We start from the raw sequence: 16,032 nt of genomic DNA on the forward strand, positions 1-16,032 counted from the left end.
TGAAACCGTCGGCTCGATTTGGCCCGGTTTTCCCGACCATTCAGCCGAATTAACGCCAATTGACGGCGGTTACCTGCTGATTACAGGTCGAACCGGCGCGCTCGTCGGCTGGAAAACGAAAATCCGGAGTGACGGCTTACTCGGCGAACTGCTCGCGCATCGCCGCGAACCCGGCCTCCACGTCGATGTCGGCACCCTGTGCTTCGAGTGCCTCACCGAGCGCGCTCATGAGGAACGCGACGTTCTTCTCCTGTGCGGAGTGGCCCATACAGCCGATACGGAAGATGTCGCCGTCGAGAGCACCGAGACCGCCGGCGATTTCGAGGTCGTAGTTGTCGAGGACGTAGCCGATTGCCGCGCCCGCATCGACCCCGTCGGGGACGAGCACGGCGTTGAGACTCGGCAGCCAGTAGTCGTCTTCGGGGTTCAGTCCGAGACCCATCGCTTCGACGCCCGCTTTGAGGCCGTTGGCGACGCGCAGGTGGCGGTCCCAGCGTTCTTCGATGCCTTCCTCGGCGACGAGACGAAGCGCCTCACGAATCGCGTAGACGTTCGTAATCGGCGCGGTGTGGTGGTAGGCGCGCTCGTCGCCCCAGTAGCCTTCGAGCAACGAGAGGTCGAGATACCACGAGCGCGGGTCCTCCTCGCGGGAGAGCACCTTGTCCATCGCGCGGTCGTTGAGCGTGAGCGGACTCGCACCCGGCGGGCAGGAGAGACACTTCTGCGGGCCGGAGTACGCCACGTCGATATCCCACTTGTCAACTTCGAGTTCGACGCCGCCCAACGAGGTCACACAGTCGGCGACGACGTAGGCGTCGTGGCTGTGGGCGATTTCGGTCAGTTGCGGTACGTCGGGTTGTTTGACGCCCGTCGAGGTTTCGGCGTGGACGAAGCCGAACACGTCGGGTTGGTACTGGTCGAACGCGTCCTGAACGTCTACGGGGTCGAGCGGTTCGCCCCACGGCGCATCGACGTAGACGACGTCGCCGCCGGCGCGCTCGGCCATCGACGCCATTCGGTCGCCGAAGTAGCCGTTCGTCGGAACGAGCATCGTATCGCCCGGTTCGACGAGGTTGGCGATTGCGGCCTCCATCGACGCAGAACCAGTTCCCGAGACGGGAATCGTCCACTGGTTGTCCGTGCGGAAGGTGTAGCGAAGCAACTCCTGCACGTCGTCCATGATGTCGATAAAGGAAGGGTCGAGGTGACCGACCAGCGGCGTTGACATCGCCCGCAACACGCGGGGGTGTACGTCGCTCGGGCCGGGACCCATCAGCGTTCGCGTCGGTGGTGCCAGTTCGCCGACTGATGGAGCGTCAGTCATGGTCTGTCGTCACATGCCACCCGAACGTGTAAAAACAGTATGATTGGAGAAAATCACGTTCGGTGATGCGAGCGGTAGACCTACCCGGCGAGTGCCTCGGCCACTTTCTCGATTGGATGTGGCGGGCGCTGTCCGCTGTGGTCGCCGAGTTGCGTCCGACACGACGCGCCGGGTGCGACGACGGTGTCGCCCGGACTCGCCGCGACTTGGTCGAACAGGATGCGCCCGATTGCTTTCGAGAGGTCGTAGTGTTCTTCCTCGTAACCGAAGCTGCCGGCCATGCCACAGCACCCCGAATCCAGCGGGTCAACCTCGTAACCGACGCGCCGGAGCACGCCGACGGCGTGGTGGTCCCTGTTCAGCGCCTTCTGGTTGCAGTGGCCGTGGTAGGTGAGCGATTCGAGCGTGCCGCCATCGACCATCGCCGGTTGCGCGCCCGTCTCGCCCTCCGCTCGCTCTCCGATTCGAAGCGGCAGGGACTCGTCGATTCGGTGCACGTCGAGGAACTCCATCACCTCGTAGACGGACGCGCCGACCCGTGCGACGTCCGTTCCCGAGAGCAGGTCGCCGTACTCGTCTTGGAACATCACCGCGTCGGCGGGTTCGAGACAGACGACCGACCACCCGTCTTCGACCCGCGGCGCGAGCACCGAGACGTTGTGTTCGGCGCGCTCTCGGGCGACGTCGAGCATCCCCATCGAGTAGGCCGCCCGACCGCTCGGTTTGATTCCGGTTGCGAGTTCGACGCGGACGCCCGCGGCTTCGAGCACGCGAACCGCCGCCTTCCCGATTTCCGGGGTGACGTAGTTGGTGTAGGTATCGGGGAACAGGAGGACACGCTGGGTCGCGCTCTCTTCTGAGACCGTCGGCGTGCGGTCGTCCATCCACCGAGTCAGGCTGTGCCGAGTGAATCGCGGCAGTTCGCGTTCTGGCGCGATGCCGGCGAACCGTTTCATCACGTCCCGTGCACCGGGAATCTCGCTCGCCACGTTCGAGATGGGCGCGAGCAAGCTCCCGACGCGGGCCGCGGTGTCGATGTTGGCGAAGAGTCGGTCCCGAAGGGTCAGTCCTTCGCGCTCGTGGTACTGATGTTTCACCTCGGCTTTCAGCTTGGCGAGGTCAACCCCGGTCGGACAGTCGTTCTTACAGCCCTTACAGCCGACACAGAGGTCGAGAATCTCGCTCTGGAACCGCTCGGAGTAGAGTTCGTCTTCCGGCAAGTCGCCGCTGATGGCCGCTCGAAGCATGTTCGCCCGCCCGCGGGTCGTCTCGGCCTCGTCGCGGGAGGCGCGGTAGGTCGGGCACATCGTCCCCGACCCGGTTTGGCGACAGGTCCCACAGCCGTTGCAGAGTTCGACGAGGTGCGAAAAACCGCCGTCGTCCTCGAAATCGAGCGTCGTCGTCGGTTCGAGAGAGCTGTAGGCCGGTCCGTAGCGGAGGTTCTCGCGCATGTCGGCCGGGTCGTCGTCGGGGAAGACGACTTTCCCCGGATTCATGCGCCAGTCGGGGTCGAACGCAGATTTGACTTCTTTGAACGCCGCCCAGAGGTCCGGGCCGTACATCTTGGGGTTCCACTCGGTTCGGGCGAGTCCGTCTCCGTGTTCGCCCGAGAACGACCCGTGGTGCTCCAACACGAGGTCCGTAATCGCATCGGTAATCGAGTGCATCGTCTCGATTCCCTGGCCCTGTTTGAGGTTGAGTATCGGGCGGATGTGGAGCGTGCCGGACCCGGCGTGCGCGAAGTACGCCGCCGACGTGCCGTGGTCTTCGAGCACGTCTTCGAACGCCTGAACGTACTCGGCGAGTTCCTCCGGCGGCACGCTCGCGTCCTCGATGAACGGGTAGGGTTTCGGGTCGCCTTCGAGCGACATCAACAGCGGAATCGCCGCCTTCCGCAACTTCCAGAGGTCGGCCTGGTCGGCCGGGTCGTAGGCTTCGATAGAGGCGAACGCCTTGCCTCGCTCTTCCGTGTCGCCGTCGCGGAGGAAGTGCTCGGAGGCCGCACCGATTGCCGCCTCGAAGTCGTCGTGGAGTTCCGAGTCGAATTCGAGCATCAACGTCGCGGCCGTTCCGGCGGGAATCTGCTCGGCGTACTGGGCGTACTCGCTGGACTCGCGGGCCATCCTGAACACCTCGTCGTCCATGAGTTCGACCGCGCTCGCGCCGAAGTCGAGGGCGTCGGGCACGGCGACCATGGCGTCGATGAGGTCGTCGAAGGCGAAGAGGACGAGCGCCGACTCCTCGGGAACCGTCACGAGCGAGAGGGTGGCTTCGACGACGACGCCCAGCGTCCCCTCGGACCCGACGAGGAGTTTCGAGAGGTTGATGACCTGCTCGCCGTCGCGCTCGAAGACGACCTTGTGGAGGTTGTAGCCAGACACCGAGCGCTTGAGCTTCGGATACTGGCGCTCTATCTCCTCGGCGTTGTCTTCGACCAGTCCGCGGACGGTTCTGTAGAGGTGCGCCTCCCGGTCGTCTTTCTCGACTATCGCGTCCCACTCGTCGCTGTCGAGCACTACGTCGCGGGTGTGAATCATCGAGCCGTCGGCGAGGACGACCCGTAACTCCTCGGTGTAGGCGTCGGTGATTCCATATCTGACCGAGTGCGCGCCGGTGGAGTTGTTGCCGATGCCGCCGCCGATGGTCGCCCGATTCGCGGAGGCCGGGTCGGGCGCGAACTTCAGCCCTTCGGACGAGAGGTAGTCGTCGAGGTGGTCCTGGACGACGCCGGGTTGGACCGTCACGCGACGCCCCTCGGGGTCGAACTCGAGGATGTCGTTCATGTACTTCGAGAAGTCGAGGACGACGCAGCCGGGACCGACGGCCTGTCCCGCGAGCGACGACCCCGCTCCTCGGGGGAGCACCGGCACGTCGTGTTTCGCCGCGAGTTTCACCGTCTCCTGTACGTCCGAGATGTCGCGCGGAATCACCACGCCCGCCGGTCGCGCACGGTAAATCGACCCGTCGGTCGCGTACAACACCTGCGCGTACTCGTCGAACCGCACCTCGCCGGCGACCGCCGCGCGCAACTCGCGTGCGAGGTCTGTGTACGCCTCAACGTCCGCGACCTCGTAGTCACGGCTCTGTTGAAACGTCTGGAAATCGCTCCAATCACGTTCACCAATCATCATAATGATAAATAGTGCACGTCGGCAAAAATGTGCGTGTGACCCTCACGCCGAGTGTACCGTCACCCGATGAAGGGAGTCGGCGATGAAACTCAGGCCGCCGACTCTCCTGTCTCGCCCTCTCCGCCGACTTGAGACTCGACGAGGACGGCGAAATCGAGGGCGAACGTCTCGACTTCGTCCCAGTCGGTGAACTCGTGGTCCCGCGACGTGTCGGTGATTCCGAGATTGTTTCGTGCGATGCGTTTCATCACGTAGCGAGTGATGAACCCGTACTTCGAGTAGCGGAGTGCGCCGCCGAAGACGCCGATTTGGTCGGGTTCCCACCCCGTCTTCTCGACGAACTCGTGGATGTAGGTCACCGTCTCGGTCTGTCCGTCTTCGTCGTCTGGGTCGGCCGCCGAGAGCGAGACTTGGAAGAACCCGTTGGGCCTGACGGCGAGTTCGTCACGGTGGTCGCGCACGAAGCGAATCATCTGCTTCGCGTGCCGTCCCAAGTGAATCGAGTCGCCGAGGAGGACGGCGTCGTAGTCCGCTATCGAATCCGCGCTCGACCATTCGGTCACCGATATCGTCCGCACCTCGTGGCCTCGCTGTTCGAGCGCCGACGCGACCCTGTCGGCGACTTTCGCGGTCTGTCCTTCACGACTCTTGTACCCGATGAGGAATGACGCCATGGTCTGTCACCACCACCCCATTCGTGCGCGTCGGGCATAACCGGGGTAGGAGGCTCTCAGCCTCCAAGAACGACTAATTTGCCTACCTGTTCGAGGCGAGCATAAGCGGTGGAACTATTGTCGCCCCGTGAAAAATCACCAGAGAATACAACTCATGAATACCACATTGAACACGTACCTCGTCACCCAGTCGGACCTCTCGGGAGAGCGACCGACCGTCGAAGTCGTCGAAGCGGCCCTGCGCGGCGGCATCGACGTGATTCAACTCCGCGAGAAGCACGCCAGCGCACGGACGCGCTACGAACTCGGCCAGACTATCCGCGAACTCACTGCCGACGAAGACGTGCTGTTCGTCGTCAACGACCGCGTCGATATCGCCGTCGCCGTCGATGCCGACGGTGTCCACCTCGGCGACGACGACCTGCCGATTCACGTCGCGCGCGAGCAACTCCCAGCAGACGCGCTCGTCGGGCGTTCCGTCTCCACCGTCGCCGGGGCGAAAGAAGCCGAAGACGCCGGCGCGGACTACCTCGGCGTCGGCGCGGTGTTCGCAACCGACTCCAAGGACACGAAAGCCGAGCAGTCCGAAATCGGTCTCGACCGAGTCAGAGAAATCGCCGAGACCGTCTCGATTCCCATCGTCGGTATCGGCGGCATCACACCCGACAACGCGGCGGATGTCGTCGCCGCCGGGGCCGACGGCGTGGCGGTCATCTCGGCCATCACGGCCGCCGAAGACCCGACAGACGCGACGAGGCGACTTGCGACGGCGGTCTCTCAGGGGAGGGTCGCCCAATGAACGACTTCGACTTCGAGGGCGGGCTTTCGGCGGTCGCCGAGACCAAACCGCTCGTCAACTCCATCACGAACAACGTGACCGTCAACGACGTGGCGAACATCACGCTCCACTGGGGCGCGTTGCCGGTCATGTCCGACGACGAGCGCGAAGTCGCAGACATGGTCTCCATCGCCAGCGGGTGTCTGCTCAACATGGGCACCGTCAGCGAGACGGGTGAAGCGACGATGCTCACCGCCGGCGAGGCCGCGAACGAACACGGCGTCCCGCTCGTCGTGGACCCTGTGGGCGTCGGCGCGACGCCGACTCGCTCGCGCGTCGCCGACCGCCTCGTCACCGAACTCGACGTTGACATCCTGAACGGCAACTACGGCGAGATAAGCGCCATCGCGGGCGAAGACGCCGAGGTCAAAGGCGTCGAATCGGTCGGCGAGTACGCCGATATCGCCTCGACGGCCATCGCCTGCGCGCGGAAGACGGGCGCCGTCGTCGTCGCCTCCGGGGAGACGGACATCGTCGCCACCGACTCGGTCGCCTACGAGGTCCACACGGGTCACGAGATGATGGGAACCGTCGTCGGCACCGGCTGTATGCAGGGCGTCACGCTCGCAACGTTCGCCGCCGCGATGGACGACCCGCTCGAAGCGGCGCTCGTCGGAACGGCCGCCTACGGCGTCGCCGGTGAACTCGCCGCGGAGGGCGCATTCGGCGACTACAACGGCCCCGCGAGCTACAAAATCGCGTTCCTCGACGCGGTCGCTGGTCTCGCCGGCGGGTCGCTCCCGGCGGGTGTCGATGCGTCGATTCCGACGCTCAGCGAGCGACTCGCACGAATCGAGGTGCACTGATGACGCTCGCGCCCGACCCGCAACGCCCGCCCTACGCGCTCACTATCGCCTCCAGCGACTCCGGCGGCGGCGCGGGGATTCAGGCCGATATCAAGACGATGACGCGGTTCGGCGTCTACGCGGGGTCGGTCATCGTCTCGGCGACGGCGCAGAACACCCAGGGCGTCAGCGACGTCCACGTCTTCCCCACCGAGTCGATTCGCGCCCAGTGCGACGCGGTGTTCGAGGACTTCGATATCGGAGCCGTGAAACTCGGCATGTTGGCGACCACAGCGGTCGTCGAGACGGTCGCGGACGTGCTCGCCGACTACGACGGCCCACTCGTCGTGGACCCCGTGATGGTCGCAACCTCGGGCGACGAACTGCTCGAATCTGCGGCGGTGGATGCCTACGACGACCTCTTCGCGCAGGCGACGCTCGTCACGCCGAACGCCGACGAGACCGACGTGCTGACGGGAACCGTCCCAGACTCGCCCGCCGCGAGTCAGGAGGCCGCCGAGTGGTTCTTCGAGCGTGGGACCGACGCGGTGCTCCTCAAAGGCGGCCATGTCGCACCCGACGACGAGACGGTCGTCGATACGCTCGTCACCCCAGAGACGACGACGGAGTTCGTCCACACCCGTATCGACTCCGACATCACCCACGGCTCTGGGTGCACGCTCTCCAGTGCCATCGCGGCCGGTCTCGCCCGCGGCGAATCCCTCTCCGATGCGGTCGAACAGGGTATCGACTTCACGCACACGGCGCTCGCGTCACCCGCCGACGTCGGCCGCGGACCCGGCAGTATCAACCACCTCGCCGGACTCGGTAGTTGGTCCCGCGACTGACGACACTCTCCTCCAACGGACGTTCAGGCCCTTCATCACGTCTGTACCACTCTTTTTTCGCACTACGTGTCGTACAGCCACCATGACAGCACACCAACCGGTCAACCGACTCAAAGCGACGTTCGAAGACGGCGGCGTCGCACTGGGCGTCCTCGACAACACCTACTCGCCGACGCTCGTGGAGTTCTACGGCGACCTCGGGATGGATTTCATCTGGCTCGACCTCGAACACGGCGGGCCGAGTCCGTGGGACGGGCCGACCATCGAGAACCTCCTTCGCGCCGCCGAGCGAACCGACACCGAGTTACTGGTTCGGCTGCCGACGACCGAACCCCAGACGGTCCGAAAGTTGCTGGACCTCGGCGTCCGCAACGTGTTCCTCCCGCGCGTCGAGACGGCCGCCGAAGTCGAAGCGGCGGTGAAATCCGCGCGATACGAGTTCGACGCAGGCCCCGGAAATCGCGGTCTCGCCTCGCCGCGAGCGAGTCGCTGGGGACTCGGAGACGACTACGTCGCACACGAAGACGACACGATTCTCGTCGGCGCGACCATCGAGACCCCCGCTTCGCTCGTCGAGTTGGACGAAATCCTCTCGATTCCCGAACTCGGGTTCGTCTTCGCCGGCCCGTTCGACCTCTCGGTCTCGCTCGGCCACCCCGGCGAGTTGGACCACCCGGAAGTCGAAGAGGCGATAGAGCAGATTCGATACGCGGCAGTCGATGCGGGCGTTCCCCTCGGCGGGCTCGGCTTCGGCATGGACGACGTGAACGAAAAAGCGCGAGACGGCTACCAGATGCTCAATCTCGGGAGTACGACCGGCGCGATAAAGGGCGTCGTCGAAGAGTGGTTCGACGCCTACGAGGGCGAACGATAGTTCGACGGACGTCAGTGCGACGGACATCCGTCCAGACGCCGAAATCGTCAAACACGCATCCACCGATACGAAACTGTGACCGAATACGACGCGGTGCTGTTCGACAGCGACGGCGTGCTCGTCGAGCCACCGACCTACGAACCGATGGCCGATGCGACTCGCCGGACGTTCCGCTCGATGGGTGTCGGGGACGTGGCGCAGCCGCACATCGACGCCGTGGTTGACGACGAATCCCTCGACGCTGACAGTCTCGCAGAACTCTGTGCGGGCTACGACATCGACCCCACAGAATTCTGGGAGACCCGCGAGCGCTACGACGAGCAGTCGCAAATCGAGGCGTTTCGTGCGGGTACTCGGACCAGATACGACGACGTGTCGTCGCTCGCCGACGTTCGACTGCCCTGCGGCGTCGTGAGCAACAACCACCACGCGATTATCGAGTTCAAACTCGACTTCTTCGAGATGGCACCGCTGTTCGAGACGCACTTCGGTCGTCCGCGGACGGTCGAGAGTTTGCGGTTGATGAAACCGAACCCGCACTACATCGAGCGGGCGATGGCCGACCTCGACGCGAGTTCAGCGCTCTACGTCGGCGACAAAGAGAGCGACGTGCTCGCCGCCCATCGCGCCGGGTTGGATTCGGCGCTCATCCGCCGCGACTCGCTTCCGGCGGTGGAGTGCTCGGTGACGCCGACGCACGAAATCGAGACGCTCGAAAGCATCTCTGAACTGGTGACGTAGCCTGAACTGGTGACGTAACGACTCACTCCGCGGGCGCGACGTTCTGGTTCAGTCGGAACAGGTTGTCGGGGTCGTATTTCGCTTTAATCTCCGCCAACCGGTCGTAGTTACCGCCGAACATCGTCTGTGACGGGTCTTCGCCGAATCCGGGGAAGTTACCGTAGGCACCCGTCGTCCCCGCCATGCCGCGGAGTTCGGTGATGCCGTCGCGGACCCACGCGACGTTCTCGTCGTCCATCGCCGGGTCCTCCCAGTTGGCTTCGAAGGTCACCATGAACTCGCTGTTCCGGTGCCAGAACGCGGTTTCGTCGGGTGCGACGTCGCTGATTGCGCCGCCGAGGTGCCAGATATCGACCGTCGAGAGCGACGACGGACTGTCGTAGCCGTAGCGCTCGACGAGTTCGACGATGTCGTCCGAGAGGTCCTGCACGTAGGTCGCTTTCCAGTAGTAACGCAAGCCGTCGGGGTAGTCCTCGTCGAGCATCGACTGGAGTTCGGTGTACCGCATCGGCCCGCTGAGGTCGGCGATGGGCGTCGTCGTCTCGCGCAAGGCGCGGAACTCGTCTTCGGCATCGGTTCGGGACCCGTCGTAGCACCCGAGGAACGCGACGGCAGGCTCACCCCACGCCTCCTCCGGGAACTCCTCCATCTCGGGGACGAGGAGGGAGAACGCCAGCACGCTCCCGTCTCGTGACGCAGACTCCGTGTAGTCGCGGAAGGCACGCAGGGCGGTCGTCGCTTCGTCACCCGGATGGAGGACGAACAGGGCGTTCACTTCGGGACCCACGTCGTGGAGTTCGTACTCGAAGGAGGTGACGACGCCGAAGTTGCCGCCGCCGCCGCGAATCGCCCAGAAGAGGTCGGGGTGCTCGGTCGGGCTCGCCGTCCTGACGGTGCCGTCCGCGGTGACGACTTCGGCCGCGGCGAGGTTGTCCATCGAGAGACCGTACTTCCGCCGGAGGTGGCCGACGCCGCCGTTGAGCGTGAGACCGGCGATGCCCGTCGCGGAGACGACGCCCAGCGCAGTGGCGAGACCGAACAGTTGCGTCTCTCTGTCCACGTCGCCAATCGTCGCGCCGCCCTGTGCTCGCGCCCGCTTTTCGTCCGCATCGACGAACACGGCGTTCATCTCCGAGAGGTCGATGACGAAACCGTCGTCGCAGATGGCGCTTCCGGAGACGTTGTGGCCGCCCCCGCGGACGGCGACCCGCAAGTCGTGATTGTGGGCGAACGTGATGGCGTCAACGACATCTGCAGTTCCGGCGCAGCGTGCGATAATCGCCGGTGACTTGTCTATCATCCCGTTCCAAATCGTTCGCGCCTCGTCGTACCGGTGGTCAGACGGGAGAATCACGTCGCCGTGGAACCCGTCGATGAAGTTCGAGAGGTCGTCTGCGAACAGTCCACCGCGTCTTTCGCTGGGTCTATCACTCTCCGATGACATGTCATACAGTTCGTGAGAGGTGCGAATAGGCTAGTATGCAGACTCGGTCGGACAGTCACACCCCTGCGAACGACACCACTCAAATCACATCTCTCGTGGTCGTGTTCCGTCCACCGTCGAATTTTCGGCCACACGTTCCGCCACGAAGTGTCGGAGTTGCGCGGTGACGAACTCGGGGTTGTCGAGGTTCGAGGCGTGGCCCGCGTCCGGGACCTCTTGGACGACGACGTCGGGCAGTTCGCGTCCCAACTTCTCGGCGTGGCGTTTGACGAACGCCAGTTCGTGTTCGCCGTAGAGGACGAGCGTCGGGACGGTAATCGCCGAGAGGGAAATCGGAACCTCGTGGAACGACGCGAGGGCACGGATGACCTTGGCGAACTCCTCGGTGTCCATCTTCGGACCGTCGCGTCGGAGCGCCTCGACGTTCTCGTAGTCGCCGCCTGCTCGCCGCCCTTCGATTCGCTCTTGGAGCCACACCATCACCTTCTCGACTCGCTCGTAGCCGACGAGTCGGACGGGAAGAATCGTCGCCCGCAACAAGAGCGACCGCTGGAACCACTCGCGCCGGTCGAACAGTTCGGGCGTGAACGTATCGACGAGCACCAACCCGGAGATTCGGTCGGGGTACGTTGCGGCGTACGCTTGGGCGATACACCCGCCCATCGAGAGGCCACAGAGGACCGGCCGGTCGAGGTCGAGACCCGTGATGAACGCGTCGAGGTCGGCGACGAACGTGTCGATAGAGTATCGCCGACGGACCGAGCGGCCGGTTCGGCCGTGGCCGCGAACGTCGTAGGCGAGCGTCCGATAGTCGTCTGCCAGGGCGTGTCGCTGGACGTCCCACTGGCGGTGGTCGAGAATCGCGCCGTGGACGAATACGATTGGATGCCCGCTCCCCGCCTCGACGTAGTAGGTGGTGGTGTCGGCGGTCTGAACGGATGGCATGCTCCTTCTACGCGACGCTCCGATTTGAGCCTATCTCGGAAGCGTTCGAACACCGACGGAGAACGGCTATCGTGCCCCGTCGCGTACGATTACGGGAGTGTCTGTGATGGCTCAGTTTGTCCTCTCGTTGACGGAGACGGCGGCGGAAGCAGCCGAGCGAACTGGCGGGAAGGGAGCGAACCTCGCTCGGTTGGTCACCGCCGACCTGCCGGTCCGGTCGGGGTGGTGCGTGACGACCGACGCTTACCGAGCACTCGCGGACGACCCCGAAATCCAGACCGCACTCGCGTCGCTGGACGAACTGGAACCGGACGACACAGAGGAAGTCGCACGACAGAGCGCCGAACTCAGAGCGACTTTCGAAGCGCAGTCACTTCCACCAACCCTCCGAGAAGAAATCACGGCTTCCGTCGGCGACGACCAGACGACCTACGCGGTCCGGTCGAGTGCGACTGCCGAGGACCTTCCGACGGCGTCGTTCGCGGGCCAACACGAGACGTACCTCGGCGTCGGGAAAGCCGAGTTGGTCGAACGCGTCCGCGACTGCGTTGCGAGTCTGTTCACCGAGCGCGCCGTGACGTACCGGCTTCGAAACGGCATTTCGAACGCCGAGGTAGCGATGGCCGTCGTGATTCAGGAGATGGTCGATGCGGACGTTGCGGGCGTGCTCTTCACCGCCGACCCGGTCTCCGGAAACCGCCACGTCGCCTCGGTCGATGCCAACTTCGGTCTCGGCGATACGGTCGTCGCCGGCGATGTGTCGCCCGACAACGCCCGAATCGACCGCCGAACCGGCGAGGTTCTCGACTACGAAATCGGCGAGAAACAGCGCGTGCTCCGACAGGTGCAGGGTCCACACGGCGGGACCGATTTGGTTCTCCTGTCGGCCGAGGATCGAGCGTCGCGGGCGCTCTCGGACGCACAACTCCGCCGTCTCGTCGCGCTCGGCGAACGTGTCGAAACGCTGCTCGAACGACCGCAAGACATCGAGTGGGCACTCGTGGAAGATGAGTTCGTGCTCTTGCAGGCGCGGCCGATTACGTCGCTGTATCCGCTTCCGTCGCCGGTGCCGGACGACGGACGACTCCACGCCTACCTGAGCTTCGGACACGTGCAGGCGATGCCCGAGGCGTTGCCGCCGCTCGTCCTCGATTTCTGGATTGGGTTCATGGAGGGCGATGCGGACGCGTTCCGACAGAACGAGGGAGACGGACAAAGCGAGGGAGACGGACAGAACGAGGGAGACCCACGCTGGGCGGTCGAAGCGGGAAGTAGACTCTACGCCGACCTCACGCCGCTTCTCCGAATCGGGACGCTTCGCCGAGTCCTGCCCGGCCGAGTCGCGTCGGTGAGCGAACCCGCCGCCGACGGACTGCGCGAACTTCTCGAAGACCGGCCCGACGCGTTTCCCGAACGCGGCCGAGTCGCGGATGCTCGCACGATTCTCGGCGCGGTTCGACGCGCGCCACAGGACGTTCGAGCGGCGATAGGCGGATTCGTGAGACGGGGGACGAAAACGTTCCTCGCCGGTCCCACGGACCCGAAGACCGAACGACGGTGGGTCGAGAACTGGGGACGCGAGTTCGCAACGACTGTCCGCGAACCCGCGACGACTTCCGAGCGCGTTCGCGTCGTGTTCGACGACCTCGATTTCTCGATGGTTCTCGTCGGCCCGCTCGCTCGAATCGGGTCGCAACTGATTGCCGCCGTGGTCGCACGGAGACTCCTCGTTCGTCTCGTCCCCGACGCAGACGCCGACATCGACGAGATTGGGAAGGGATTCGACACCGAGCTCGTCACGCAGATGAACCAGCGTCTCGGCGACATCGCCGACCTCGCCCGCGCGTCGCCGGGGGTCCGAGACGCCCTCAGAAACGACGCCTCGCTCGCCGAACTCGAATCGGTTGCGGGCGGCCCGGAATTCACCCGCGCGCTGGACGACTTCCTCGCCGACTTCGGTCACCGTGGGAGCGGTGAAATCGACCTCAGTCGCCCCCGCTGGAACGACGACCCGGCGACGTTGCTTCGAACCGTTCGGAGCAACCTCGAACGGACCGAGTCGGGGACACACCGCGACCACTTCGAGCGATTGGAACGCGATGCGGCGGCGGCGAGCACGAGGCTCGAAGCACGCACCGGACGCGGCCGACTCGGTCCATTCAAGGCGGCGCTCGTTCGGCGATTGATTCGAACGTATCGGGGTGCGATTCCGTTCCGGGAGTACCCGAAACACGGCGTCGCGCACCTGTTCGCGGCCATCCACGAGACGCTCGCAGATGCGGGCGAGGAGCTCGCAGACGCGGGCATTCTCGACTCCCCTACCGACGTGTGGTACCTCCGGAAAGACGAACTGCTCGCCGCGCTGGAGTCGGGGACTGCTCCGACGGCCGATATCGACGCTCGTCGCAGAAGGCACGCCCGTCACGCGTCGTTGACGCCGCCAGCGTTGCTCACGAGTGAGGGCGAGACACCGATGGGCGCGAGTGTCGCAGACGTACCAGAGAACACGCTCACGGGGACACCCGTCTCGGCGGGCGTCGTCGAAGGCGTGGCACGCGTCGTCCGCGACCCGGCGGGGGAGACACTCAACCCGGGCGAGATTCTCGTCGCGCCATCGACCGACCCCGGATGGACGCCGCTGTTCTTGAATGCCGCGGGGTTGGTCATGGAGGTCGGCGGGCGAATGACCCACGGTGCGCTCGTCGCCCGAGAGTACGGCATCCCGGCCGTCGCCGCCGTCTCCGGTGCTACCGCGTCGATTCACTCCGGCGAACGAATTCGCATCGATGGGACACGTGGAACGGTCGAACTGCTCGACAGCACGTGAACGGGTCTATCGACGCTTCGAGAGGCAGTACACCGATTCGTGAACGTCGGGAGTTGTGGCACGTGCGTCAATAGCTAACATCTGACAGTGCGTATCTCAACTAATCCTGTACCGCGAGGTATCACACGCAGGTAGTGCGCAGAGTGCGACAGAACGCGGAGAAAGTGGAGTCACAGGCTATGGCAACAGCAGCAGGCGACGACAGTGGAGCAATCGAACAACTACAGCAGCAACTGAGAGGCGAACTCATCCAACCGGACGACCCCGCCTACGACGAGGCGCGGACGATTTACAACGCGATGATAGACACGCGGCCGCGCTTTATCGCCCGATGTACCGACGTTGCGGACGTGATTGCCGCGGTCAACTTCGGCCGGGAGCAACAACTCGATACGGCGATTCGCAGTGGCGGTCACAACGGTCCCGGTCTCTCGCTGGTCGAAGACGGCCTCGTCATCGACCTCTCGGAGATGAAAGGCATTCAGGTGGATGCCGACGCGCGGACCGTCCGCGTCGAACCCGGGTGCACGTGGGGCGACGTGGACCACGCGACACACGCCTTCGGACTGGCGACGGTGAGCGGCGTCATCTCGACGACGGGCGTCGGCGGACTCACCCTCGGCGGCGGACACGGCTATCTGAGTCGGAAGTACGGACTGACCATCGACAACCTTCGGAGCGCGGACGTGGTGTTGGCAGACGGTCAACTCGTCCACGCGAACGAAGACGAGAATTCGGACCTCTTCTGGGCGATTCGCGGCGGCGGCGGCAACTTCGGCGTCGTCACCTCCTTCGAGTTCGACCTGCACCCGGTCGAGAACGTCATCGCCGGCCCGATGTTCTGGCCCATCGACCAACTCGAACCGACGATGCGGTGGTACAACGAGTGGTTACCGCAGGCCCCGGAAGACGTCTACGCGTTCTACCTCATCGCAGAGGTTCCGGGCGACCCGTTCCCGCCGGAGATTCACGGCGAAAAGGTGTGTGGCTTGATGTGGTGTCACCTCGGCTCGCAGGAGGCGGCCGACGAAGCGTTGCAACAGGCCCGCGAAGCGGCAGAACCGCTGTTCGAACACGTCGGCGAGATGCCGTATCCGGCACTCCAGAGCATGTTCGACGCGCTGTATCCGGAAGGCGACCAGTGGTATTGGAAAGGCGACTTCGTCCGTGAAATCACGGACGAGGCAATCGAAGCACACGAGCGCTTCGCCGAGGTTCCGACGCCGCAATCGACGGCCCACCTCTACCCAATCGACGGGGCCGTCCACGACGTTGACCCGGACGAGACCGCGTGGGCCGAACGCGACGCGAACTGGTCGATGGTCATCGTCGGCGTCGATTCCGACCCATCGAAAGCCGACGAGATAACGCAGTGGACCAAAGACTACTATGACGCGGTCCACCCGCACACGGAAGGTGCGGCGTACGTCAACTTCATGATGGAGGAGGGTGCCGAGAGAATCCAAGCGACTTACGGCGACAACTACGACCGCTTGCAGGAGGTCAAATCGAAGTACGACCCGGATAACTTCTTCCACGTCAACCAGAACGTCACGCCCTCGACGTGAGAGGGGAGTTCTGGTCGATGAATTTTTCCACGC

At 64.5% G+C, this 16,032-nt stretch carries 12 protein-coding genes; 7 read left to right on the forward strand and 5 right to left on the reverse strand.

Annotation, left to right across the window (positions count from 1 at the left end; all coding sequences use genetic code 11):
- Nucleotides 1-136: 136 nt before the first annotated feature.
- From ACFQJC_RS01305 to ACFQJC_RS01315, 3 genes are all read right to left on the reverse strand, one after another.
- Nucleotides 137-1,273, reverse strand: coding sequence for a pyridoxal-phosphate-dependent aminotransferase family protein (locus tag ACFQJC_RS01305; protein WP_390222318.1), 1,137 nt, complete (start codon nucleotides 1,271-1,273; stop codon nucleotides 137-139).
- 131 nt (nucleotides 1,274-1,404) lie between these two features.
- Nucleotides 1,405-4,452 carry an FAD-binding and (Fe-S)-binding domain-containing protein gene (locus ACFQJC_RS01310; protein WP_390221442.1) on the reverse strand — a complete coding sequence of 1,016 codons (3,048 nt, stop codon included), beginning with the start codon at nucleotides 4,450-4,452 and terminating at the stop codon, nucleotides 1,405-1,407.
- 92 nt (nucleotides 4,453-4,544) lie between these two features.
- On the reverse strand, nucleotides 4,545-5,129 hold the full coding sequence (locus tag ACFQJC_RS01315) for a flavodoxin domain-containing protein (protein WP_390221443.1): 585 nt from the start codon (nucleotides 5,127-5,129) through the stop codon (nucleotides 4,545-4,547).
- A 154-nt stretch (nucleotides 5,130-5,283) separates the two neighbouring features.
- Here ACFQJC_RS01315 and thiE point away from each other — a divergent pair, with 154 nt between their 5' ends.
- The 5 genes from thiE (at nucleotide 5,284) to ACFQJC_RS01340 (ending at nucleotide 9,215) form a co-directional block, all read left to right on the forward strand.
- A complete protein-coding gene (gene thiE, locus ACFQJC_RS01320; RefSeq protein ID WP_390221444.1) occupies nucleotides 5,284-5,928 on the forward strand; it encodes a thiamine phosphate synthase in 645 nt (214 codons plus the stop codon).
- The gene (gene thiM, locus ACFQJC_RS01325; RefSeq protein ID WP_390221445.1) at nucleotides 5,925-6,773 is read left to right on the forward strand and encodes a hydroxyethylthiazole kinase; all 849 of its coding nucleotides are present in this window, start codon (nucleotides 5,925-5,927) and stop codon (nucleotides 6,771-6,773) included. Before thiE ends, thiM begins: the two co-directional genes overlap by 4 nt.
- Nucleotides 6,773-7,600 (forward strand): bifunctional hydroxymethylpyrimidine kinase/phosphomethylpyrimidine kinase, encoded by an 828-nt coding sequence (gene thiD / locus ACFQJC_RS01330; RefSeq protein ID WP_390221446.1) that lies wholly within the window; start codon nucleotides 6,773-6,775, stop codon nucleotides 7,598-7,600. The genes thiM and thiD overlap by 1 nt, the downstream gene beginning before the upstream one ends.
- 82 nt (nucleotides 7,601-7,682) lie before the next feature.
- A complete protein-coding gene (locus tag ACFQJC_RS01335; protein ID WP_390221447.1) occupies nucleotides 7,683-8,474 on the forward strand; it encodes an HpcH/HpaI aldolase family protein in 792 nt (263 codons plus the stop codon).
- Nucleotides 8,475-8,549: 75 nt separating this feature from the next.
- Nucleotides 8,550-9,215: an HAD family hydrolase gene (locus ACFQJC_RS01340; RefSeq protein WP_390221448.1), complete on the forward strand. Its 666-nt coding sequence runs from the start codon at nucleotides 8,550-8,552 to the stop codon at nucleotides 9,213-9,215.
- A 22-nt stretch (nucleotides 9,216-9,237) separates the two neighbouring features.
- Here the strand turns inward: ACFQJC_RS01340 and ACFQJC_RS01345 are convergent, their stop codons facing one another.
- Together ACFQJC_RS01345 and ACFQJC_RS01350 are read right to left on the reverse strand one after the other, a co-directional pair.
- Nucleotides 9,238-10,659: an FAD-binding oxidoreductase gene (locus ACFQJC_RS01345; RefSeq protein ID WP_390221449.1), complete on the reverse strand. Its 1,422-nt coding sequence runs from the start codon at nucleotides 10,657-10,659 to the stop codon at nucleotides 9,238-9,240.
- 84 nt (nucleotides 10,660-10,743) lie between these two features.
- Nucleotides 10,744-11,604 (reverse strand): alpha/beta fold hydrolase, encoded by an 861-nt coding sequence (locus tag ACFQJC_RS01350; protein WP_390221450.1) that lies wholly within the window; start codon nucleotides 11,602-11,604, stop codon nucleotides 10,744-10,746.
- A 106-nt stretch (nucleotides 11,605-11,710) separates the two neighbouring features.
- Here ACFQJC_RS01350 and ACFQJC_RS01355 point away from each other — a divergent pair, with 106 nt between their 5' ends.
- Together ACFQJC_RS01355 and ACFQJC_RS01360 are read left to right on the forward strand one after the other, a co-directional pair.
- Nucleotides 11,711-14,431, forward strand: a complete 2,721-nt coding sequence (locus tag ACFQJC_RS01355; RefSeq protein WP_390221451.1) for a PEP/pyruvate-binding domain-containing protein — start codon at nucleotides 11,711-11,713, stop codon at nucleotides 14,429-14,431.
- A 179-nt stretch (nucleotides 14,432-14,610) separates the two neighbouring features.
- Complete coding sequence (locus tag ACFQJC_RS01360; protein WP_390221452.1) at nucleotides 14,611-15,999, forward strand: FAD-binding oxidoreductase; 1,389 nt, start codon at nucleotides 14,611-14,613, stop codon at nucleotides 15,997-15,999.
- The last annotated feature ends 33 nt before the right edge of the window (nucleotides 16,000-16,032 follow it).

This window comes from Haloferax namakaokahaiae (genome assembly GCF_042663225.1).
Classification (GTDB): Archaea; Halobacteriota; Halobacteria; order Halobacteriales; family Haloferacaceae; genus Haloferax; species Haloferax namakaokahaiae.